Source organism: Phenylobacterium sp., assembly GCF_036264965.1.
Taxonomy (GTDB): Bacteria; Pseudomonadota; Alphaproteobacteria; order Caulobacterales; family Caulobacteraceae; genus Phenylobacterium.
In genome coordinates this window covers 1-21,344 of record NZ_DATAPY010000131.1, presented here as the reverse complement: position 1 = coordinate 21,344, position 21,344 = coordinate 1, and the positions used below count along the sequence as shown (strand labels likewise).

The window sequence follows — 21,344 nt, the reverse complement described above, 5'->3', positions numbered from 1 at the left end:
GAGGCTTCGGGAGCGTCCGATTCGAGTGTCATGATACTGACCTGTCCAGAGTGCGCCACCAGCTATTTCGTGGACGACTCACGGATCTCGGCGGCTGGGCGCACGGTGAAGTGCTCCAACTGCGGCGCCCGCTGGATGGCGCTGCCGGATGGCGCCGCAGAGCCCGCGTCGCCACCGTCCAAACCGGCGGCCGCCGCCGCGCCGAAGCCCGCTCCGTCCTCCGCCGCGCCGCTCGACGAGGTGGTGTTCGAGGAGCCTGCGCCGACGCCGGCGGCGCCCCGGAAGGCGGCTCCGCCGCCGCGCGCCGAGGGCAAGGGCGCGGCGTTGGTCTGGGCGGGCGCGGCCGTGGCGGTCGCGGGTCTGATCGCCGGCGCCATCGTCTTCCGCGCCGAGGTGGTGCGGCTGGCGCCCGCCAGCCAGGCCGCCTATGCCGGCCTCGGCCTGCCGGTCTCGGCCCTGGAGATCGAGAAGGTCCATGCGGACGCCGGCTTCCAGGGCGGCCACCCGGCGCTGTCGGTCACTGGCCAGCTGCACAATCAGCGCGATGACGCCGCCAACGCCCCGTCGCTGCGGATCAGCCTGCTCGACCGCCTCGGCAGGCCGGTGGCCGTCAAGATCGCCCGGCCGATCGACGCCGCCGTCCCCGGCCGGGCCGTGCGTTACTTCGCGATCTCCATCGTCGACCCGCCGGCTTCGACGCACGACCTGCAGGTCAGCTTCGAGCCGCCCGGGAAGACCGCGCCGGTCGCGGTCGCCATGCCTGCCGCCGCCCCGACCGCGCCTGGCGCCTCGGCCCCATCCGCCAAGTCGCCGGACGCTAAATGACCGATACTGCCCCTGCCGTCCTGCTGACCGAAGCCGAGATCGCCACGCGGGTCGCGGCGCTCGCCGCGATTGTCGCGCCGCGCATCGATGACGAGACGGTGGCCATCTGCCTGCTGACCGGCGGCCTGTGGTTCTGCGCCGACCTGATGCGCGCCCTGGCCCGCGTCGGGCGTCACGTCCGTTTCGACGCCCTTTGGCTGGCGTCCTATGGCGACGAGCGGGCCAGCATGGGCCGCTGCGAGGTGCGCGCCGACCTGCAGCGTCCGCTGGCCGGCCGCCGGGCCCTGGTGGTGGACGACGTCTTCGACACCGGCCTGTCGCTGTCCGAAGCCGCGCGCCTGGTGCGCGACGCCGGCGCGGCGGAAGTGCTGACCTGCGTCTTCGCCAGCAAGCCCTGGCCGACGAAACGCGCCATCGCGCCCGACTTCGTCGCCTGGGACGCGCCTGCCCGATTTTTGGTCGGTTACGGCATGGACAATGCGGGCGCTTATCGCGGGCTCCCCTATATCGGGGCGCTCGACTAAAGAGACGTCACGAGATCGCCGCATCCTGACGGCATCCCCCCGCGTTCTACGCCCAATAGGAGCAACTGAGTTGATGAGACGTGTGGCCGCGATGGCGGCCCTTTCGATCCTGGGCGCGTGCAGCCAGTCCGCGCCGGCGGGCGGTCAGGCCACGGGCAAGTTCGCCGGCCTGGACAATGAGATCCTGAGCTGGCGCAAGCAGATCATCGCCGCCGACCCGCTCTGCAAGGGAACGTCGGAGGACCAGAAGTGCCAGACCTTCGAGGTCGCCTGTAAGGCCGAGCGCACCGTCACGCCGGACGACGCCGCCAAGGGGATCACCGCCCGCGTCGTCACCGCCATGACCTGGAACGGCTTCGACCCAAAGCTGAAACAGGCCCAGGCCGGCTCGCGGACGTCTGAGTTCACCAAGGGCCCGTCCGGCTGGACCCGCGCCGACCACGCGCCGGTGAACATGTCGAGCTGCGCCGACCTCTAAGGCGCCGGGCGGCTTTTGCCCGACTCCATCAAAAATGTGCAGTGTCGATCGACCCCGGAACGGCTTAGCTTGTCCGGGAAACGCGGGGGCGTGAGCGATGACGGCGATAGCAGCGGGCGGCGAGCGCAAACCGGAGCGGCCGTTCATGCCGTTCCATCGGTGGGACCGCAGCGCCTTCCTGATCTGGACCCTTTTGATGTGGGGCGGCATCGTCACCGGTTTCGGCGGCGACGTGATCCATCACGTCTCGACCCATGAGGCTGCCTATCCGCTGATCGTCCACTTCCATGCCGCGGCCTTCGTTGGCTGGATGGTGCTGTTCACCACCCAGGTGAGCCTGATCCGCATGGGCCGCCAGGACCTGCACCGCCAGGTGGGCTTGGCCGCCATCGGCTTGGCGGCGGTGATGGTGGTGCTGGGGCCCGCGACCGCCGTCGTCGTCGACGCGGCGAAGTTCGCGAAGGACCATAAGCCGCCCGCCTTTCTGGCGGTCCAGTTCAGCGACATCGTGGCGTTCGGGGTCCTGCTCACGGCGGGCCTGCTTTTCCGCAAGTCGCCGTCGACCCACAAGCGGCTGGTGCTGCTGGCGACGCTCTACATCACCGACGCAGGCTTCGCCCGGGCGCTGGGCGGACCGATCCATGGGGCGCTGGGCAACGGCTATGCGGCGACGCTGCTCGGTCTCTACACCGGCAACGACCTGCTGATCCTGGGCTTCGGCGGCTATGACCTGGCCACCCGCGGGCGGCTGCATCCGGCCTATGCGGCGGGCGCCGGCTTCATCTTCGCGTTGCAATTCACCGCCGTCTGGTTGCTGCAATCGCCCGCATGGGCGCAGTTCTCGATGCACCTGATCGGGCGCTAGAGCCCTTCCCACTCAGGTTGGATCAACCTGAGTGGGAAGGGCTCCAGATATAGTCGGGACAGGGTCTAGGCCTCAGAGCCAGGGCGCGCTCGTCTCCTTGGCTAGCATGTCGTCATAGGTCGGGCGCGGGCGGACCACGGCGAAGCGGTCGCCGTTCACCAGCACTTCCGGGACCAGCAGGCGCGAGTTGTACTCGCTGGACATGGCTGCGCCATAGGCGCCGGCGGTCATGAAAGCCACCAGGTCGCCGGCCTCCAGCGGCGGCAACAGCCGGTCGCGGGTGAAGGTGTCGCCGGTCTCGCAGATCGGGCCGACCACATCGTAGGGCTGGAGCTCGCCGTCGCGCGGCTTGACCGGGCGGATGTCGTGATAGGCGTCGTACATGGCCGGCCGGAGCAGGTCGTTCATGGCCGCATCGAGCACCAGGAACTTGCGGCCTTCGGGCCGGGCGTGGACATGCTGGACGCGGGCCACCAGCACGCCGGCGTTGGCGGCGATCATCCGGCCGGGCTCGAAGGCGAACTGGATGTCGGGCAGGCCGGCCATGGTCGCGGCGATCATCGCGGCGTAGTCGGCCGGCGCCGGCGGGGTCGGGGCGTTGAAATAGGGCGCGCCCAGGCCGCCGCCGAGGTCCAGCCGCTCGACGCTGAGGCCCTCGCCGCGTAGGCGCTCGACAAGGCGGCGCATCTTGCGGAAGGCCGCCTCAAGCGGGGCGAGGTCGGTGATCTGGCTGCCGATGTGGCAGGCGACGCCGACGGGACGGACGCCAGCCATGTTGGAGGCCTGGGCGTAGAGCCGCTCGGCCTCGGCCATGGAGACGCCGAACTTGTTCTCCGCCTTGCCCGTCGAGATCTTGGCGTGGCCGCCCGCCTCGACGTCGGGATTGACCCGGATGGCGACGGTGGCGCGCCGGCCCAGCCGCTGGGCGACGGCGTTGACCAACTGGAGTTCCGGTTCGGATTCGAGATTGATCTCGGCGACACCGGCCTCGAGCGCGAAGACGATCTCCGCCTCGCTCTTGCCGACGCCGGAGAACACGATGCGCTCCGGCGGCACGCCGGCGGCCAGCGCGCGGCGCACCTCGCCCTCGGAGACCACGTCGGCGCCCGCGCCGGCCTGGGCCAGGGTGCGTAGCACCGCGACATTGGGATTGGCTTTCACGGCGAAGGCGATCAGCGGATCCTTGAGGCCCGCGCCGGTGAGGGCTCCCCGCAGCACGGTGAAGTGCCGGACCAGGGTCGCGGACGAATAGACATAGACCGGCGTGCCGACGGCCTCAGCGATCTTCGCCAAGGGCACGTCTTCGCAAAAGAGCTCGGTTCCCCCGTGCTCTCCTCGGCCGAGCTCGAAGTGGTTCATCGCGGATTGGCGTAGGGGTCGGGCAGGGCGCCGGGCGGCCCGGCGCGGGTCACGTCGTCCCCGGTGCCGGGGATCGGCAGGGTCCGCGGTGGAGCCGGGTCAGTGGAGCGGTCGCGCGGATCGACCGTGTCGACCGGGCGTTGCGGATCCTGCGCCTGGCGGCGCTGCTCCTCGGCCTGGCGGTCGGTGGCGCGGCCGGCGCCGTTCAGCGGGCCGGGCCGTTCGAGCTGGCCCAGCTTGCCGCAGGCGGCCACGGGCGCGGCGAAGATCAACAGGGCGGCGCCTGTGCGAATGAAGGTCCGGAGGCTCATGCGAGGATTTCCTTCCAACGCTGGATCTGGGCGCTGACCTGATCAGGCGCGGTCCCGCCATAGCTCATGCGGCTGGCCACGGAGGCCTGCGGGGTCAGCACCTTGTAAACGCTCTCGGTGATCCGCGGGTCCAGGGCCTGCAGATCGGCGAGCGGTAGGCCGGGCAGGTCGGTCCCCAGCTGCTCGGCGCGTTTCACCGCCGCGCCGGTGATGTGGTGGGCGTCGCGGAACGGCAGGCCCAGCTCGCGCACCAGCCAGTCGGCGAGGTCGGTGGCGGTGGAGAAGCCCGCGCCGGCGGCTTTCTTCATGTTCTCGACGGCGGGCTGCATGTCGGCGACCATGCCGGCCATGGCGCGCAGGGAGAGCTCCAGCGCGTCGAAGGCCTCGAAGACAGGGACCTTGTCCTCCTGCATGTCCTTCGAATAGGTCAGCGGCAGGCCCTTCATCACCACGGAGAGCTGGGCGAACGACCCCAGCATCCGGCCGGCCTTGGCGCGGACCAGTTCGGCGGCGTCGGGGTTCTTCTTCTGCGGCATGATCGACGAGCCGGTGGTGAAGGCGTCGGTCAGGGTGATGAAGCCGAACTGCGGCGTCATCCAGATCACGATCTCCTCGGCCAGGCGCGACAGGTGGATGGCGGTGATCGTCGCCGCCGCCAGGGCCTCCAGGGCGAAATCCCTGTCGGCGACGCTGTCGAGAGAGTTGGCGCTCGGGCGGTCGAAGCCCAGCGCCGCGGCGGTCATGTGCCGGTCGATGGGGAAGGGCGAGCCGGCCAGCGCCGCGGCGCCCAGCGGGCTTTCGTTCATCCGCGCCCGGGCGTCGGCGAAGCGGCCGGCGTCGCGGCCGAACATCTCCACATAGGCCATCAGGTGGTGGCCGAAGGTGACCGGCTGGGCCGGCTGCAGGTGCGTGAAGCCCGGCATCAGGGTCGCGGCGTTCGGTTCGGCCTTGGCGATCAGCGCTTTCTGGAGCGCCCGGACCTGCGCGCCCGTGCGGTCGCAGGCGTCGCGCACCCACATGCGGAAATCGAGCGCCACCTGGTCGTTGCGCGAGCGTGCGGTGTGCAACCGCCCGGCGGCCGGTCCGATCAGCTCGCGAAGCCGGGCCTCCACGTTCATGTGGATATCCTCGAATTCCTCACGGAACGGGAAGGTCCCGGCGTCCATCTCGGCGGAGATCGTCGCCAGGCCGCCCCGGATCGCCTCGGCGTCCTCGCTTGTAATGACGCCCGTCTTTTGCAACATCGCCGCGTGCGCGCGGGACCCTTCCAGGTCCTGCGCCGCGAGCCGGCGATCGAAGCCGATGGAGACGTTGATCGCCTGCATCAGCTCGGCCGGCTTGTCCGAGAAACGGCCGCCCCACATCGCCTGGCCAGCGAGGGCTTGCCCGCTGGCGGCAGGCGTCTTCGGGGCGTCAGAGGAGTCTGTGGTCATATGAACGATCAGTCCGCGGCCAAGCCCAGGGGCGGGGTCCTGACATGGGCCCTCTGGGGCGCCGCTGCTATAGGCGTCGCCGCGGTTGTCTACATCATAGCCCAGTCGTCGACCAAGCCGGTGACGCAAGGCCCCGCTGGGACCTCGGGTGCGGTGGCCACAGCGCCGCCGACCCACGACGTCGCCAAGAAGCTGGAGCACCCCGCCGACGGCTCAGCGCCGCCCGCCTATGTCTTCCTCGACGACAAGGGAAAGAAGGTCACGCCGGCCGATTTCAAGGGCAAGGTGGTGGTCATGAATCTCTGGGCCACATGGTGTGCGCCCTGCAAGCTGGAGATGCCGACGCTGGCCAAGCTGGCCCAGGCCTATGCCGGCAAGCCGGTGGCGGTCGTCGCGGTGAGCATCGACAAGGCCGACGCCCTGGAGCCGGCCAAGGCCTTCATCGCGGCCAACGCGCCGCTCAGCTTCTACAACGATCCCGACGCCAAGCTGCCCTGGGCGCTGAAGCCCTCGGCCAACGGCATGCCAACCACAATCATCCTGGGCAAGGACGGCCTGGAGCGCGGCCGTATCTCCGGCGAGGCCGATTGGAATGGCCCAGGCGCCAAGGCGACGATCGACAAGATCCTGGCGCAAGGTTGAGCCTGGGGCTCAGGCGAGCTGGCGGGCCTTGGCGTGGGCTTCGGCGACTTGGTTCGTGACCGCGCGCAGCAGGCTGACCAGCGAGGTGCGGGCCTCCGGCGCCATCTGCTCATAGGCGGCCAGCAACTCCAGCGCGCCCGGCGTGCGCATGCGCGTCAAGAGGTCCAGATCGCCGGTCGTCTCACGGTCCGGGCCGTCCAGCACGTCCATCAGGTCGACAACCCGACATTGCAGAGCGCGGGCGATCTGCACCAGCCGCGAGAAGGAAATCCGGTTCGCGCCGTTCTCGTATTTCTGGATCTGCTGGAAGCTCACGCCGCACTGCTCGGCCAGCGCCTCCTGCGAGATGCCGATGGTCCGCCGGCGAATCCGCACGGCCGCTCCCAGGGCCACGTCCATCGGGTCTGGAGCCTTCGTCGACGGGTCAGCCAATTCAATCTCCCCGGCCGTCTGTTTCGCTGGCGAACGTCCCCCCAAGGACGCCCTCGCCACGGCTCTACCATAAGTTAAGCTTGCTGTTTCTGCATTGAAAAGAGTGTCTGCGACCGGCGGGTGCGACAAATTCGACCTCAGACGGTGCAGCCCCCAGGGCGCTGTCGCGGCCGGAAAGGCCAAATCGCGACGGGGGGCAGTTAAGCACTTGGTCACCGAAGCAGCCCGAATTCCAAGGTCCGACGATTCGACGGCAACCCAAGGTCCCATGCGCCCCATCCGCCTGCATCCGCCCTTCGACCACGGCGCGGCGCTCCGCGTGCCGCCGCCCAGCGACAAGAAGAGTTGGCGCGCACTCTGGAAGTGGCTGGGCGAGGAGGCCTGCGCGGTGATCGAGGGCGCGGCGGTGCAGGTGCGCACGCCGGATGGTCCGGTGGTCGCCCGCTGCGGCGACTGGATCGTGCTGTCGCATTCCGGCTCGTTCCATGTGGCCCATGCTGCGCGGACGCACGACGCCTGATTTCGGCGCGCCTGTCTGTTGGGCGCCTGACCAAGGCCGCAAGAATCCGCCATAAGGCCGCGATGGCTGCGCCTTTCAACTCCCTTCCCGCCGCCGCCGCCTGGTACGAGGCCTGGCTGCGCGAGGCCGCCCTGCCCCTATGGGCGGGGGCCGGCGTCGATCCCGTGGGCGGCCTTTTCCAGGAGAGCCTGAGCGTCGAGGGCCGGCCGATCGAGGCGCCGCGCCGCGCGCGGGCCCAGGCGCGGCAGGTGTTCGTCTTCGCCTCGGCGGCGACGGCGGGCTTCGGAGCGCAGTGGCTGGAGGTGGCCCGCGCCGGCTGGGCGCGGTTCCTGACGGCCTACCGCCGCGACGACGGCTTGTTCATCAACCGGGTGGCCGGCGACGGGACGCCGATCGACACCGGCGCCGACAACTATGAACAGGCCTTCGTGCTGCTGGCCATGGCGGCGCTGCGGGCCGCGGACGGCGCCGATCTGGAAGGCGAGGCGGCGGCGGTGATGGCGGGGCTGCAGGATCGCCGGGCCGCCGGCGGCGGGTTCCGCGAGAACGGGCCCCATCCCTACCAGGCCAACTGCCACATGCACCTGTTCGAGAGCGCGCTGGCCTGGGAGCCCTTGGGCGGGCCTGCCTGGGCGGCGTTGTCCGACGAGATCGCCGGGCTGGCGATGACCCGCTTCATCGATCCGCAGAGCGGCGCGCTGCGGGAGTTCTTCGACGCCGACTGGCGGGCCCTGGAAGGCGAGGGCGGGCTCGTCGAGCCGGGCCATCATTTCGAATGGGCCTGGCTGCTGGAACGCTGGGGACGGCTACGCGGCGACGCCTCGGCGGTCGCCGTGGCGCGGCGGCTGTTCGAGAACGGCCTGCGCGGCGTCGATCCGGGCCGCGAGGTCGCGGTCAACGCGCTGTGGGACGATTTCTCGGTGCGCGATGGTTCGGCGCGGCTGTGGCCGCAGACCGAACACCTGAAGGCCGCCGTGGTGCTGGGCGACGCGGGCCAGGGCCTGCAGGCGGCGCGGGGGCTGGCGCAGTACCTGGAAACACCAACCCGCGGCGCCTGGCGCGACAAGCTGCGCGCCGACGGGACCTTCGTGGAAGAACCGTCGCCGGCCACCTCGTTCTACCACCTGATGGTGGCCGTGCTTGAGTTGCTAGCCCGGGCTTAGACCGCGTCCCGGCTGTGGGCGAGCCGTCCGGCCAGATAGGTCGCCTCGATCGCCCGGTCGTCGCCCAGGACCTGCAGCACGAAGAGCTTCTCGGCCAGGGTTCTCGCGCCCGTTGTCCGGCGCGCCAGCAAAGGCGTCGCGGCCAGGTCGAGGACCAGGAAATCCGCCTCCTTGCCGGGCGCCAGGTTGCCGACCTTGTCGTCGATCCGTAGCGCCCGGGCCCCGGCCAGGGTCGCCAGGTAGAAAGCGTGCATCGGGTCGACCGTCTCGCCGGCGAGCTGGCCCACCTTGTAGGCCTCGCCCATCATGTGCAGCAGGGAGAAGCTGGCGCCCGCGCCGATGTCGGTGCCCAGGCCCACCGTCACCCCGCAATCGCAGGCCTGCTTCAGGCTGAAGAGACCCGAGCCCAGCAGCAGGTTCGATGACGGGCAGAACGCGGCCGACGCGCCGGCCTGCCGCATCCGGCCGAGTGCGTCCTTCGTCGTATGGACGCAATGGGCGAGGACCGAGCGTGGTCCGACCAGGCCGTGGCGGGCGTAGACGTCGAGATAATCGCGGGCGTTCGGGAAGAGCTCGCCGACCCTTTCGACCTCGGCGAGGTTCTCGCTCATGTGGGTGTGGATCAGCACCTCCGGGTGCGCCGCGGCGACCTCGCCGGCCATGGCCAGCTGGGCGTCGGACGAGGTGACGGCGAAGCGCGGGGTGACCGCATAGCCGAGGCGTCCGCGGCCGCGCCAGGCGCGGATCAGGGCCTCGGTATCGGCCCGGCCGGTCTCGACCGTGTCGGTGAGCGCGGCCGGCGCATGGCGGTCCATCAGCACCTTGCCGGAAATGACGCGCATGTTGCGCGCCAGCGCCGCCTCGAAGAGCGCATCCACCGAGGTCTTGTGCACGGTGCCGAAGACCAGTGCGCTGGTGGTGCCGTTGCGTAAGAGCTCGGTGAGGAAGAAGTCGGCCGCCTCGTCGGCGTGCGCCCTGTCGGCGAAGGCCTGCTCGGCAGGGAAGGTGTGGGTGTTCAGCCAGTCCAGCAGCTGCGAGCCCCAGGCGGCCACCACGTCGGTCTGCGGATAGTGGATGTGGGCGTCGACGAAGCCGGGGGTGATCAGCTTGCCGGACAGATTGGTGACCGTTGTGTCGGCGCCCAGCGTCGGCGCGATGTCGGCATAGGCCCCGAACGCCGCGACGTGGCCGCCGTCGACCACCAGCAGGCCGTCGGCGTGGTGGGCCCACGCCGCCTGCGCCGGCGCGACACAGGGATCGTCCAGCATATGGAGCAGGGATGCGCGGTAGGCCTGGACGGTCACGCTCAGGCTTCGAAGATCCAGCCGGTCTTCAGGGTCGAGAGCTGGACGCCGACCAGGATCATCTGGTTGCCGGCGCCCATGTCGATCACCGTGTCGGACCCCACCTGGGTGAGCGTGTAGGTGGTGCCGGGATCGAGCTGCACCCGATCGCCCTCGCCCTGATTGAAATCGAGAACCCGGTCGATCCCGGCGTCCTGGCTGCCGTGGAAGATGTCCGCGCCCGGCCCGCCGCTCTCGGTGTCGTTGCCGCGATCGCCGGAAATGAAGTCGGCGCCCGCGCCGCCCTGGATCGAGTCGTCGCCCTGGCCGCCGCGCAGGGTGTCGCCGCCGTCACCGGCCTGCAGGGTGTCGTTGCCCAGGTTGCCGTAGACCAGGTTGGACGAGTGCTCGGCGATGATCAGGTCGTCGCCCTGGCCGCCGACCAGCCAGTCGTTGCCGCCAGCCCCGCCGTCGATGGTGTCATTGCCCTTGTTGCCGTTGATGTCGTCGAATCCTGCGCCGCCCAGGATGTGGTCGTCGCCATCGTCACCGCGCAGGTAATTCGTTCCGCCGGTCACGGCGATCACGTCATCGCCGGTCCCACCGTGGATGATGTTGTTGCCATCGCCGCCGTTGATCTGGTCGTTACCACCATTGCCGTTGATGGTGTCGTCGCCGCCGTAGCCGCGCAGCAGGTCGGTGGCGTCCGAGCCGTCGATCTCATCGGCGCCGGCGAAGATGGCGATCTTGGCCGCCTCGCTGGAATCGCTCGCCACCCAGCTGTTGAGGTCGCTGACCACCAGGTTCAGCCCGGTGAGCTGGAAGGCCTGCTGGCCGAACAGGGTCTCGTTGAGGCCGGTGATCACGCCGCCGGTCGGCAGGCCGCCGCCGCCAAAGACGAAGCCTGAGCCCGAGAACTGATCCTGTTCGCCGCCGTTGCTGACGATGAAGGAGGTCGAGCCGAGCTGGCTGACCTGGCCCATGGCCAGCGTCCCAACGTCGATCTGGTCGAAGTCGACGCCTAGCGCGCCTGCCGTGAAGGTCGGCATGGCAAAATCCGTTCTGAGGCCCCTCGGTGATCGTAGACCAGTTCTTTGGCGCCGCAACGTTGTTCGCGTTTCGCGCGACGGGGCCAATATGCCGCGGCCGTGTCCGTAAGGTTACCGGCCGAAACACCGATGGACAGCGTATAGAAACCTGCCAACCTAGGCAGTGAGGGACTGTTCGGTGAGTGGGGGCTTGCAGATGTCGCAGCAGACGAGAGTCTGGCTGGGCGTCGTGACCGCCTTGGTCCTGACGGGCTGCAGCGCGCGCAACGGCGCGGCGCCGCCGACCATGCCGCCGAGCGCGACGGAAGCAGCGCGTTTCCTCACCCAGGCCAGCTTCGGCGCCACCGACGCCTCGATCAACACGGTGCGCGGCGACGGTTACGCCGAGTGGATCGCCGAGCAGATGGCCATGCCGGTCTCGGGCAGCCATGTGGCCTTCATGCAGGCCCGCCGCGCCCTGCCGAACGCGCCCAATCCCAGCGTCAACGAGTGGTACGGCAGCTTCTGGCAGCAGGCGGCGACCGCGCCGGACCAGCTGCGCCAGCGGGTGAAGCTGGCGCTGTCGGAAATCTTCGTGGTCTCTGTGGCCGATCCCAACGTCGATGAGCTGAGCGCGGCTTCGTTCTACGACATGCTGGGCGCCAACGCCTTCGGCAACTTCCGCACCCTGCTGGAGCAGGTCAGCCTGCACCCGGCCATGGGCGTCTACCTGACCTGGATCGCCAACCAGAAGGCGGACCTGACCACCGGGCGTCACCCCGACCAGAACTACGCTCGCGAGAGCATGCAGCTGATGACCATCGGGCTCTATCAGCTGAACCCCGACGGCGCCCAGAAACTGGACAGCGCCGGGCATCCGATCTCGACCTATAGCGCCAGCGATATCGCCGGCCTCGCCGACGTGCTCACCGGCTACAGCTGGTACTCGCCGGCGCCCAGCACCACGACCTTCCTGGGCGGCAAGAAGGATCCCAACGCGATCCTGAAACCGATGATCCCCTATCCGAGCTTCCACGCCACGACAGCGAAGAGCTTCCTGGGCGTGACCATCGCGGCCAGCACGACGCCCGATCCCGCCGGCGACCTGAAAATCGCGCTGGACACCCTGTTCAACCACCCCAACGTCGGGCCGTTCATCGCCAAGCAGCTGATCGAGCGGCTGGTCACCAGCAATCCGACCCCGGCCTACGTGGGCCGGGTGGCGGCGGTGTTCAACGACAACGGCAAGGGCGTGCGCGGCGACATGTCCGCGGTGGTGACGGCGATCCTGCTGGACCCCGAGGCGCGGGACACCGCGTCGGCTCTGGCCAATCCCAACTACGGCAAGCTGCGCGAACCGATGGTGCGGATGACCAACTGGATGCGGGCCTTCAACGCCCAGTCGGCGTCGGGCGGCTGGCTGCTGACCTCGACGGCCGCCAACACCTCGCTGGACCAGGCGCCGCTGACCTCGTCGTCGGTGTTCAACTTCTTCCGGCCGGGCTACTCGCCGCCGGGGACCAAGCTGGGCGGCCTGGGCTATGTGGCGCCGGAGTTCCAGATCGCCGACGAGGTGTCGGTGGCGGGCTACCTCAACACCATGCAGACGGCGATCGGCTCGGGCGTCGGCTCGAACCACGACATCACTACGCCCTATGCGACCGAGGTGGGGATCGCCTCCAACGCCGGCGCCCTCGTTGATCGGATGAACCTGCTGCTGCTGAACGGGCAGATGTCGAGCACGCTGCGCACCCGGATCGTCGATGCGGTGAACGGGGTGGCGATCCCGGGCGGGACAGCGACCCCGGCGCAGATCAACGCGGCCCTGCTCAACCGCGCCAAGCTGGCGGCCTTCATGACCATGGCTTCGGCCGAATACCTGGCGCAGCGGTGAGGAGAGCGACATGACCAGCGCCATCGATCGCCGCCACCTGCTCCGCGTCGGCGGGGCCCTTTCGATCCTGGGCAGCGCCGCGCCCTTCGCCCTGCAGCTCGCCGCGGCGGGGTCGGCGGCGGGCCAGGCCGCGCCGGACTATAAGGCGCTGGTCTGCGTCTTCCTGTTCGGCGGCAATGACGGCAACAACACCGTGCTGGCCACCGATACCGACAGCTTCAGCCGCTATTTCTCGGCGCGGAACACCGGCAGCGACCCCATCGCCCTGATGCCGGTCGGAACCGCCCCGACGCCGGTCGGCCAGGTCAGCCCGGTCACCGGCCGCACCTCCACGCTGAAGGTCCCCGAAGCTTGGGGCGGCGTGCTGCCCCTGGTCCCGGCTACGGCGCAGAAGGTCCCCGCCGGCACCAACGCCACCACCCGCACCTTCGGCCTGCATCCGTTCCTGGGGCCGATGAAGACCCTGTTCGATCAGAAGCGCGTGGCGGTGCTGGCGAATGTCGGCACCCTGATCCAGCCGGTCACCAGGGCGCAGTACACGGCCAAATCCGTGCCGGTCCCGGCCAACCTGTTCTCGCACAACGACCAGCAGTCCACCTGGCAGGCCGACGCCATCGAGGGCGCTCAGGAAGGCTGGGGCGGGCGGATGGGCGACATGCTGGCCAGCATGAACGGCTCGTCGACGCTGTTCACGGCGGTGTCCGTGGCCGGCAACGCGGTCTTCCTCTCGGGCCAGACGGTGCTGCAATACCAGCTCACCACCGGTTCTTCGCCGGCGGTGGCGATCAGCAGCGATCAGGGCTCAAGCCTGTTCGGCTCCAGCCTGGCGCCCTCGCGGGTCAAGGACCTGATCACCGACACCTCGCTGACCAGCAACTTCACCTCGGACTATGCGGCCATCGTCGCCCGCTCGATCGGGGCCACGGGGACGGTCAATTCGGCCTTCACCCAGCCGATCGTGACCGGGGTGGCGGCGCCCACCACCTATATCAACCCGATCACCGGGACCGCGGCGACCAATCCCCTAGCCCTGCAACTACAGACGGTGGCGCGGATGGTGGCGGCCAGCGCGACCCTGGGCGTGAAGCGGCAGGTGTTCTTCGTCAGCCTCGGCGGCTTCGACACCCACAACACCCAGAACATCACCCAGCCGAACCTGCTGGCCCAACTGGCGCACGCCTTCAACTACTTCGACGCCGCGCTTTCCAACGTCGGCGGCATCGACCGGCGCAGCCAGGTGACCACCTTCACGGCCTCGGACTTCAACCGCAGCTGGACCACCAACGGCGACGGCACCGACCACGCCTGGGGCAGCCACCACTTCATCATGGGCGGGGCGGTGAAGGGCGGCGACATGTACGGCCAGTTCCCCACCGTCGGCGTTGACCTCGGGAGCTTCTCGAACCCTGACGCCACCGGCAATGCGACGATCCCGACGACCTCGGTGGATCAGTACGCCGCGACGCTGGGCGCCTGGTTCGGGGTGTCGTCCTCGGCGCTGGACCTGATCTTCCCGAACCTCGCGAACTTCAGCTCGCGCAATCTCGGATTCGTCTGACTGCGGTCAGGTCGCGAACTCGACCACGGCCAGGACCAGGCCCGCGATCCAGGCGGTCTCGGCCACCATCACCGCGATCGGCCGCCAGCCGGCGTCGATCAGGGCCTTGAACGAGGTCTTCATGCCGAGTGCGGCGATGGCGAAGATCAGGCACCAACGGGAAATGTCGCTGGCCGCGTTGACGGCCGGCTTGGGCAGGAAGCCCAGGCTGTTGATCGCCACCAGGGCGGCGAAACCGAACAGGAACCAGGGCAGCGGCACCTTGGCCTTGCCAGCCCCGCCGACCGCGTTGCGCGCCAGGATGAAAGCGATGGTCCCCACCACCGGCAGCAGCATGGCCACGCGCAGCAGCTTCACATAGGTCGCCACATCGCCGGTCTGCTGGGAGATCATATAGCCGGCGCCCACCACCTGGGCGACGTCGTGGATGGTGCCGCCGAGGAAGAGGCCGGCGCGCTGGTTGTCGAAGCCCAGCGCCGTCACCAGCATCGGGTAGAGGATCATGGCGATGGTCGACAGGCCCGTGACCACCACCACGGTCAGGATGACGTCGCGCTCGCTTTCCTTGGTCTTGGGCAGGACCGAGGCGATGGCCAGGGCCGCCGAGGCGCCGCAGATGCCGACCGAACCGCCGGACAACACGCCGAAGCTGCGGCTCTGGCCCAGCAGGCGGGCCAGCAGCATCCCGACGAGCACCGTCGTGGTGACGCCGGCCACGACCATGGCGATGGGCACAGGCCCGAGCGCGATGATCTGCTCGACGGTGATCCGCGCGCCCAGCAGGGCGACGCCCGTGCGCAGCACCGCCTTGGAGGCGAACTCGATGCCGGGGATGCAGCGGCCTTCCTCGTGCAGGAAGTGGAAGGTCATGCCGAACAGGAGCGCGAATAGCATGACCGGCGCCTTGTAGTGGCCGGAGAGCCAGTCGGCGGCCAGGCCGATGGTGATGGCGACCAGCAGCCCGGGATAGACCGAGCGGGCGAAAGCCTCGATGCTGAGCCGCTTGCGGGCCGCAGGCGCGGAGACCGGCAGGCCCTCCATGCCGTCGAAGGATTGGAACATCTCGTGCGCCGTGGCCGCGTCCGTGTCGATGTCCCGATTGATCATGGAGCCCTATCCCCGCGCGGTCTTGAGATTACGCGCAAACTGGTCCGGTTTGCGTTTGCGCGCCACTGGCTTGTGCGCGCCGCGGGCGCGTGGAACGCTTGGGGGCGATGCTGCTGCCCGATATCCTCCACGTCCTGGCGGTGAACTTCGCGCTGTGCGTGTTGGGGTTCGTGGTCTGCTGGGCGATCGCGGTGGCCATCCGCGACCCGACCTTCGTGGACTCTGTCTGGGCCTTGGGCATGGGCGGGCTCGCGGTAGCCACCTATCTGCAGGCCTTCGGCTACCGGCCCAGGCAGTATCTGCTGGTGGGGCTCTGCGGGGCCTGGGCGCTTAGGCTCGGACTGCACCTCTTCCTGCGCTGGCGCAGCCACGGACCGGACCGGCGCTATGTGCGGATGATGGAGAAGGCCAAGGCCGAGCGCGGCTGGGGCTACGCCCAGGCGAGCCTGCGGATGGTGTTCCTGCTACAGGCGCCGTTGATGTGGATCGTGTCGCTGCCGGTTCAATTGGGGCAGGTGGACTGCACGCCGGCGCGGATCGGGCCGCTGGCCTGGACCGGCGCGGCGCTGGCCGCCTTCGGCATCGGCTTCGAGACCCTGGCCGACGCGCAGGTCACCCGCTTCCGGGCCGACCCCGCCAACCGGGGCCAGGTGCTGGATCGCGGGCTTTGGTGCTGGTCGCAACACCCCAACTACTTCGGCGATATCGCGACCTGGGTCGGCCTCTATCTGATCGCCGCGGAGACCATGAGCGGCCTCTGGGCCCTGCCGGGGCCGCTGCTGCTGATCTTCATCCTGACCCGCTGGAGCGGCGGCGCGACTTACGAGCGGCGGCTGGCCAAGACGCGGCCGGGCTATGACGACTACCAGCGCCGGACCAGCGCGCTGATCCCCTGGCCGCCCAAGTCCGGCGGCGTCGGATAGGATCGGTCAGGAGCAGCGGAAAGCAGCATGCCGGCCACCCTCGTCAACCGCATCGCCTCGACGCTGGGCGACACCGACCACCCCTATATGACCGGCGCCTGGACGCCGAATTTCGACGAGTATGACGCCACCGACCTGCCGGTGATCGGCGAGATCCCGAAGGATCTCGACGGGGCCTATGTCCGCAATACCGAAAACCCGGTGCACGCGCCGATCGGCCTCTATCACCCGTTCGACGGGGACGGGATGCTGCACGTCATGGCTTTCCGGGACGGCAAGGCCAGCTACCGCAACCGTTTCGTCCGCACCAAGGGCTTCGAGGCCGAGGCCGCGGCGGGCGAGGCCCTGTGGGCGGGCCTGGCGGAGCATCCGGCCAAGTCGAAGCGGCCCGGCTGGGGCGCGCAAGGGTCCCTGAAGGACGCCTCGTCGACCGACGTGGTGGTCCACGCCGGCAAGATCCTCTCGACCTTCTACCAGTGCGGCGAGGGCTATCGGCTGGACCCCTACAGCCTGGAGCAGCATGGCCCCGAGGGCTGGGTTCCTGACGAGGGGATTTCAGCCCACGCCAAGGTCGACGAGGCGACCGGCGAGCTGATGTTCTTCAACTATTCGAAGCAGGCGCCCTACATGCACTACGGCGTGGTCGGCGCCGACAACCGGCTGAAGCACTACGTCCCGATCCCGCTGCCGGGGCCGCGCCTGCCGCACGACATGGCGTTCACGGAGCACTATTCGATCCTGGCGGACCTGCCGCTGTTCTGGGACCCGGAGCTGCTGCCGAAGGGCTATCACGCCGCGCGGTTCTACCGGGACCTGCCGACCCGCTTCGCGATCCTGCCGCGGTTCGGCCAGCCGCAGGATATCCGCTGGTTCGAGGCCAAGCCCTGCTTCGTCCTGCACTGGATGAACGCCTATGAGGAGGGAGATGAGATCGTCCTCGACGGCTACTTCCAGGAGGACCCGCAGCCGCCGCCGCTGGAAGGGTTCGGGCCCAGGCTCGGCCAGATGATGGCCTATCTGGACGAGCACTCGATGAAGCCGAAGCTCTATCGCTGGCGGTTCAACCTTGCGACCGGCGCGGTCCGGGAAGGCCCGCTGGATGACCGCATCCTGGAATTCGGCTCGTTCAACCAGCAGACCGCCGGCCGCAAGGGGCGCTACCTCTATTCGACCACGGCCAAGCCCGGCTGGTTCCTGTTCACCGGCCTGGTGAAGCACGACCTGCAGACGGGCGCGTCGACGACCCTGGACTTCGGGCCCGGCTGCTACGGCTCCGAGGCCCCCTTCGCACCGCGCGTCGGGGCCGCGGACGAGGACGACGGCTACCTGGTCAGCTTCATCACCGACATGGGCGCGGACCTCTCCGAGTGCGTGCTGGTCGACGCCAAGGACATCGCCGCCGGACCGGTCTGCCGCATCCGCCTGCCGCACCGGATTTCCTCCGGGACCCACGCGACCTGGGCCTCGGGCGAGGAAGTCCGCCGGGCTCAAGCGGGGTTGTAATCAATTCGTTCAGCCTGACGAACTAGACTGCCGGACCTCTGGGAAGGTTCGCGTCAGAAGGCCGAGCGATGACCACGGTGAACTATCCGACCCCGGTCACGGTCAACGGCTATTCCTGCAAGAACTGCACGGACGTCGACTACGCGAAGAAGCATATCGACCCTGCCCACCCCAAAGACGGCCCCTACGGCGTCGACGCCAAGGATCACACGTCGTCGACCCCTGCGCCGAAATCCGCCGTCGCCAGCGATGCGGCGCCGGCCAACCGTCCGTCTGCGGTGCAGTTCGGCGGCGCCCTGGCCGGCGTCAGCGCAGCCTCTGGCGCCGCCCAGCAACCCGGCGCCGCCCAGGGTCGGCTCCTCGATATCTCGGCCTAGCGCTGCGCGCCGGGTTGGGTCAGTCTCGCCCGAAACGGACTTCGGGAGGAGCCACCGTGCAAACCTCGACAGCGCACCGCCGCGGCGTCCTGACCGGCGCAGCCGCGCTTGTGGCGGCGTCCGCCGCGCAGGCCGCGGGAGAAACGGTCTCACTGCCCTTCGCCAACGGCGAAAGGCCGATGGGCGTCTATCCCGAAAAACGCCCGATGATTGTCCTCACCCAGCGCCCACCGCAGCTTGAGACGCCGTTCGAGGTGTTCGATCACGGCGCCTTCACGCCCAACGACGCCTTCTTCGTCCGCTACCACCTGTCGGGCGCGCCGCCGCGCGGGCTGAACGCGGCGACCCACCGCCTGAAGATCGGCGGGGCGGTGGAGACGCCGCTGGATCTCGGGATGGACGACCTGCGGCGCAACTTCCCTGTGGTCGAGATGGCGGCAGTCAATCAGTGCTCCGGCAACGGCCGCGGATTCTCCTCGCCGCGGGTGGCCGGCGGCCAGTTGGGCAATGGCGCGATGGGTTCGGCGCTGTGGCGTGGGGTTCGCTTGCGCGCCCTGCTGGACAAGGCCGGCGTCAAGGCCTCGGCCAAGGCCGTCGAGTTCAACGGCGCCGACGTCCCGCCCATGAAGGCGATCCCAGATTTCATCAAGGCGCTCAGTGTCGAGCATGCCCGCCAGGACGAGGTGATGCTGGCCTATGAGATGAACGGCGCGCCGCTGCCGCTGCTGAACGGCTATCCGCTGCGGCTGATCGTGCCCGGCTACTACGGCACCTATTGGGTCAAGCACCTGACCGACATCACCCTGCTGGAGCAGGAGTCGCAGAGCTACTTCATGCAGAAGGCCTACCGCGTGCCGGACAACGACTGCGCCTGCACGCCCGCCGGCCAGCCGGCGACCCAGACGCGGCCGATCGGCAAGCTGAACGTGCGCAGCTTCATCACCAATGTGCAGGACGGCCAGAAGATCGGGGCCGGGCGGCGCGTGGCGCTGCGCGGCATCGCCTTCGACGGCGGCTCGGGGATCGCCGGCGTCGAGGTCTCGACGGATGGCGGCAAGGCCTGGACGCCGGCCGGCCTCGGCCAGGATCACGGCCCCTACGGATTCCGTGAATGGTCGACCCAGGTGGCCTTGGGCCAGGGCGACCACGTGCTGATGGCGCGGGCCCGCAGCAAGGCCGGCGAGGTCCAGCCCATGACCCAGACCTGGAACCCGCCCGGCTATATGCGCAACGTGGTCGATCCAGTGCGGGTGGTGGCCGCATGAGCCCGCGTTCCGCCCAGATTGCGGCCTTTCTGGCCTTGGCGACCGCCACACTTGCCGGTTTCGCCGTCGCCCAACCCTCGGCCGCGCCACCGGCCTATTCGCCGCCGTCGGAGACCTCGCGCCTGCTCGATGGCCCCGACCTGGCCAAGGCGCAGACCTACTGCCTGGCCTGCCATTCGGCCGACTACGTCACCACCCAGCCGCGGGGCATGCCGGCGGCGTTCTGGGAGGGCGAGGTGACCAAGATGCGCAACGCCTATGGCGCGCCGATCCCTGACGACGCGGTCAAACCGATCGTGAACTACCTGACCACGGCCTACGCTGCGGCGCCCGCCCGCTGACGCGAGAGGCGGTCGCGCTTTCCAGGAAATCACCGTACCATTCTCGCAAATCGTGATGATTTGGGAATCGGGTGGGATGCGGTCGCGACTGTCAGACAAGACCGGGGCGGCGATCCGCAGGCTGAGGATCGCGCGCGGCTGGAGCCTTGCGACGCTCAGTGAGGAGAGCGGCGTGCCGATCTCCACGCTGTCGCGGGTGGAGCTGGGCCAGAACGCGCTCAACTACGACAAGCTGATGCGGCTGTGCCGCGCCCTCGAGATCGATCTCGAGGGCCTGGTGACGCGCGAGGCGGAGGGCGCAGCGGTTCCGTCCGGCCGCCGCTCGGTGACCCGGGCAGGCGAGGGCGCTGCGGTGCGCATCGGCCAAGCTGAGGGGCGCGGCGCCGCGGCCGACCTGCTGTCGAAGAGCTTCTCGCCGACGATCGCCGACGTGACGGCCGAGACCCTTGAGGCCCACGGTCCGGCGGTCGTCCAACCCGGAGAGGCCTACGTCCTGGTGATGTCCGGCGCCGTGGAATTCCATAGCCACCTCTACGCCCCGCTCAGCATGGCCGTCGGCGATGCGGTCTATTTCGACGCCGCGTCCGGCTATGTGCTGCTGGCCCGGGGCGGGCCGGCGCGGGTCCTGCTGGTCAATACGGGCGACAGCGCCGCTGGGTCCTAGGGCCGATCTCCCGACGGGGCGCTGCATTTCCCGGATTTCCCATCTTTAACCAATATTTCAATCCGATCTGGGAAAGGACTGGCGAAATCGCCGAGTCCTTCGGCGCGCTCCTCCGAGGCCCTTCTCATGTCTCTCAACGACCTGAATATCTCCAAGAAACTGGCCCTCGGTTTCGCCGGCGTGGTGATCATCGTCACCGCCATGTGCGTCGGCGTCTTCCTGAACCTGCAGAGCATCAAGACCGCCGTCGCGGACAACGACGTGGAGGTGGCCCAGCTCGACATGGCCCACGAGGTCGAACTGCAGGTGATCGAGCGCCAGAATGGGGTGCGCGGCTTCGCCATCACCGGCGACAAGTCGTTCCTGAAGTCGGTGGACGGCGCGCTGGCCAAATATCACGACGTGATGGCCGACTGGACCAAGATCGCGCCTGAAGACGGCGCCCACACCTCGGCGATCAGGGACGAGGTCGACGCGATCTTCGCCGAGCAGGACCACCAGGTGAGCATGGCGTCCGATCCGGCCACGCACGAGGCCGCGCTGATCGACCTGGGCAAGAAGGGCCGGCTGAACAAGATTCGCGCCCTGCTCAAGGCCTATGGGGACCAAGAGGCCAAGTTGCTGAAGGAACGCGCCGCCAAGCAGAGCTCCACCCAGGCGACCGCCGACCTGACGCTGGCGCTCGGCGGGGCGCTGTCGGTCCTGTTGTCCATCCTGATGGGTTGGCTGCTGAGCCGCGCGATTGCGGGTCCGATCTCTAAGATGACGGATGCGATGGGGACGCTGGCGTCGGGCGACCACGCTGTGGAAGTCCCGGCGGTGGGCCGCAAGGACGAGGTCGGCCGGATG

23 protein-coding genes are annotated in these 21,344 nt (G+C 69.0%); 16 read left to right on the top strand and 7 right to left on the bottom strand.

Going from position 1 to position 21,344, the window contains the following annotated elements; all coding sequences use genetic code 11:
* Positions 1 to 30 precede the first annotated feature (30 nt).
* The 4 genes from VHS75_RS17670 (at position 31) to VHS75_RS17655 (ending at position 2,692) form a co-directional block, all read left to right on the top strand.
* Positions 31 to 825, top strand: a complete 795-nt coding sequence (locus VHS75_RS17670) for a DUF3426 domain-containing protein (protein ID WP_329639932.1) — start codon at positions 31 to 33, stop codon at positions 823 to 825.
* The gene (locus VHS75_RS17665) at positions 822 to 1,349 is read left to right on the top strand and encodes a phosphoribosyltransferase (RefSeq protein ID WP_329639931.1); all 528 of its coding nucleotides are present in this window, start codon (positions 822 to 824) and stop codon (positions 1,347 to 1,349) included. Before VHS75_RS17670 ends, VHS75_RS17665 begins: the two co-directional genes overlap by 4 nt.
* Before the next feature lie 73 nt (positions 1,350 to 1,422).
* Positions 1,423 to 1,827, top strand: coding sequence for a hypothetical protein (locus tag VHS75_RS17660; RefSeq protein ID WP_329639930.1), 405 nt, complete (start codon positions 1,423 to 1,425; stop codon positions 1,825 to 1,827).
* 97 nt (positions 1,828 to 1,924) lie between these two features.
* On the top strand, positions 1,925 to 2,692 hold the full coding sequence (locus tag VHS75_RS17655) for a hypothetical protein (protein WP_329639929.1): 768 nt from the start codon (positions 1,925 to 1,927) through the stop codon (positions 2,690 to 2,692).
* 72 nt (positions 2,693 to 2,764) lie between these two features.
* On the opposite strand, the gene lysA is transcribed toward VHS75_RS17655, so the two are convergent.
* Genes lysA through argH form a run of 3 tightly spaced genes read right to left on the bottom strand, consistent with a single transcriptional unit; the run spans position 2,765 to position 5,795 of the window.
* Entirely contained in the window at positions 2,765 to 4,051 is a 1,287-nt protein-coding gene (gene lysA, locus VHS75_RS17650; RefSeq protein WP_329639928.1) for a diaminopimelate decarboxylase, read from the bottom strand.
* Entirely contained in the window at positions 4,048 to 4,362 is a 315-nt protein-coding gene (locus VHS75_RS17645) for a hypothetical protein (protein WP_329639927.1), read from the bottom strand. Before VHS75_RS17645 ends, lysA begins: the two co-directional genes overlap by 4 nt.
* Complete coding sequence (gene argH / locus VHS75_RS17640; RefSeq protein WP_329639926.1) at positions 4,359 to 5,795, bottom strand: argininosuccinate lyase; 1,437 nt, start codon at positions 5,793 to 5,795, stop codon at positions 4,359 to 4,361. Before argH ends, VHS75_RS17645 begins: the two co-directional genes overlap by 4 nt.
* Between argH and VHS75_RS17635 the strand changes: the two genes are divergently transcribed.
* Positions 5,796 to 6,437: a TlpA disulfide reductase family protein gene (locus VHS75_RS17635; RefSeq protein WP_329639925.1), complete on the top strand. Its 642-nt coding sequence runs from the start codon at positions 5,796 to 5,798 to the stop codon at positions 6,435 to 6,437.
* Between the two features lie 9 nt (positions 6,438 to 6,446).
* Here VHS75_RS17635 and VHS75_RS17630 read toward each other — a convergent pair whose 3' ends face one another.
* Positions 6,447 to 6,869, bottom strand: a complete 423-nt coding sequence (locus VHS75_RS17630) for a helix-turn-helix domain-containing protein (RefSeq protein ID WP_329639924.1) — start codon at positions 6,867 to 6,869, stop codon at positions 6,447 to 6,449.
* A gap of 268 nt (positions 6,870 to 7,137) precedes the next feature.
* On the opposite strand from VHS75_RS17630, the gene VHS75_RS17625 reads away from it, so the two are divergent.
* Together VHS75_RS17625 and VHS75_RS17620 are read left to right on the top strand one after the other, a co-directional pair.
* Positions 7,138 to 7,389 carry a hypothetical protein gene (locus VHS75_RS17625; protein WP_329639923.1) on the top strand — a complete coding sequence of 84 codons (252 nt, stop codon included), beginning with the start codon at positions 7,138 to 7,140 and terminating at the stop codon, positions 7,387 to 7,389.
* A gap of 62 nt (positions 7,390 to 7,451) precedes the next feature.
* Complete coding sequence (locus tag VHS75_RS17620) at positions 7,452 to 8,552, top strand: AGE family epimerase/isomerase (RefSeq protein ID WP_329639922.1); 1,101 nt, start codon at positions 7,452 to 7,454, stop codon at positions 8,550 to 8,552.
* Here VHS75_RS17620 and guaD read toward each other — a convergent pair.
* Together guaD and VHS75_RS17610 are read right to left on the bottom strand one after the other, a co-directional pair.
* Positions 8,549 to 9,856: a guanine deaminase gene (gene guaD / locus VHS75_RS17615; protein WP_329639921.1), complete on the bottom strand. Its 1,308-nt coding sequence runs from the start codon at positions 9,854 to 9,856 to the stop codon at positions 8,549 to 8,551. The genes VHS75_RS17620 and guaD overlap by 4 nt on opposite strands.
* 2 nt (positions 9,857 to 9,858) lie before the next feature.
* Positions 9,859 to 10,884: a calcium-binding protein gene (locus VHS75_RS17610; RefSeq protein WP_329639920.1), complete on the bottom strand. Its 1,026-nt coding sequence runs from the start codon at positions 10,882 to 10,884 to the stop codon at positions 9,859 to 9,861.
* 196 nt (positions 10,885 to 11,080) lie between these two features.
* Between VHS75_RS17610 and VHS75_RS17605 the strand changes: the two genes are divergently transcribed.
* Together VHS75_RS17605 and VHS75_RS17600 are read left to right on the top strand one after the other, a co-directional pair.
* Positions 11,081 to 12,757: a DUF1800 domain-containing protein gene (locus tag VHS75_RS17605; protein ID WP_329639919.1), complete on the top strand. Its 1,677-nt coding sequence runs from the start codon at positions 11,081 to 11,083 to the stop codon at positions 12,755 to 12,757.
* Between the two features lie 10 nt (positions 12,758 to 12,767).
* Complete coding sequence (locus tag VHS75_RS17600; protein WP_329639918.1) at positions 12,768 to 14,315, top strand: DUF1501 domain-containing protein; 1,548 nt, start codon at positions 12,768 to 12,770, stop codon at positions 14,313 to 14,315.
* A gap of 6 nt (positions 14,316 to 14,321) precedes the next feature.
* Here the strand turns inward: VHS75_RS17600 and VHS75_RS17595 are convergent, their stop codons facing one another.
* Entirely contained in the window at positions 14,322 to 15,422 is a 1,101-nt protein-coding gene (locus VHS75_RS17595; RefSeq protein ID WP_329639917.1) for a YeiH family protein, read from the bottom strand.
* 107 nt (positions 15,423 to 15,529) lie between these two features.
* On the opposite strand from VHS75_RS17595, the gene VHS75_RS17590 reads away from it, so the two are divergent.
* The 7 genes from VHS75_RS17590 to VHS75_RS17560 all read left to right on the top strand — a co-directional run.
* Positions 15,530 to 16,345 (top strand): DUF1295 domain-containing protein, encoded by an 816-nt coding sequence (locus VHS75_RS17590; protein WP_329639916.1) that lies wholly within the window; start codon positions 15,530 to 15,532, stop codon positions 16,343 to 16,345.
* A gap of 27 nt (positions 16,346 to 16,372) precedes the next feature.
* A complete protein-coding gene (locus tag VHS75_RS17585; RefSeq protein ID WP_329639915.1) occupies positions 16,373 to 17,848 on the top strand; it encodes a carotenoid oxygenase family protein in 1,476 nt (491 codons plus the stop codon).
* 68 nt (positions 17,849 to 17,916) lie between these two features.
* Complete coding sequence (locus VHS75_RS17580) at positions 17,917 to 18,225, top strand: hypothetical protein (RefSeq protein WP_329639914.1); 309 nt, start codon at positions 17,917 to 17,919, stop codon at positions 18,223 to 18,225.
* Positions 18,226 to 18,281: 56 nt separating this feature from the next.
* Complete coding sequence (locus tag VHS75_RS17575) at positions 18,282 to 19,490, top strand: molybdopterin-dependent oxidoreductase (protein WP_329639913.1); 1,209 nt, start codon at positions 18,282 to 18,284, stop codon at positions 19,488 to 19,490.
* Complete coding sequence (locus tag VHS75_RS17570; protein WP_329639912.1) at positions 19,487 to 19,831, top strand: cytochrome c; 345 nt, start codon at positions 19,487 to 19,489, stop codon at positions 19,829 to 19,831. Before VHS75_RS17575 ends, VHS75_RS17570 begins: the two co-directional genes overlap by 4 nt.
* Positions 19,832 to 19,907: 76 nt before the next feature.
* Complete coding sequence (locus VHS75_RS17565) at positions 19,908 to 20,495, top strand: XRE family transcriptional regulator (protein WP_329639911.1); 588 nt, start codon at positions 19,908 to 19,910, stop codon at positions 20,493 to 20,495.
* Between the two features lie 126 nt (positions 20,496 to 20,621).
* A partial coding sequence (locus tag VHS75_RS17560; protein ID WP_329639910.1) for a CHASE3 domain-containing protein occupies positions 20,622 to 21,344 on the top strand: 723 nt, incomplete at its 3' end.